The sequence below is a fragment of the Bradyrhizobium uaiense genome, assembly GCF_010811875.1.
Taxonomy (GTDB): domain Bacteria; phylum Pseudomonadota; class Alphaproteobacteria; order Rhizobiales; family Xanthobacteraceae; genus Bradyrhizobium; species Bradyrhizobium uaiense.
The window spans coordinates 1-210 of the sequence record NZ_VKHP01001269.1 but is presented as its reverse complement, the minus strand read 5'-3'; the positions used below and the strand labels follow the sequence as shown (position 1 = coordinate 210).

Genomic DNA, 210 nt, shown 5'->3' with positions numbered 1-210 from the left:
CCGTTGATTCTTTTTTTTCCGCCCCGCGTGTGCGAGGCGACGATGCTGCAGGAAGGCGTAGGCAATCATTGTCATCAGGGCGGGACGATGAAGACCCTTCCATGATCGCCCCTCGAAGTGATCAAGTCCGAGTTCCTCCTTCAACTGCTGATGCGCCTGCTCACAAATCCATCTTGCCTTGATGGTGGCGGCTAGTGTGCGCAGATCCGT

At 56.2% G+C, this 210-nt stretch carries 1 pseudogene; it reads right to left on the bottom strand.

From position 1 onward, the window contains the following. Nucleotides 1-210: pseudogene (locus tag FNJ47_RS55905) on the bottom strand (IS701 family transposase); the annotation flags it as partial.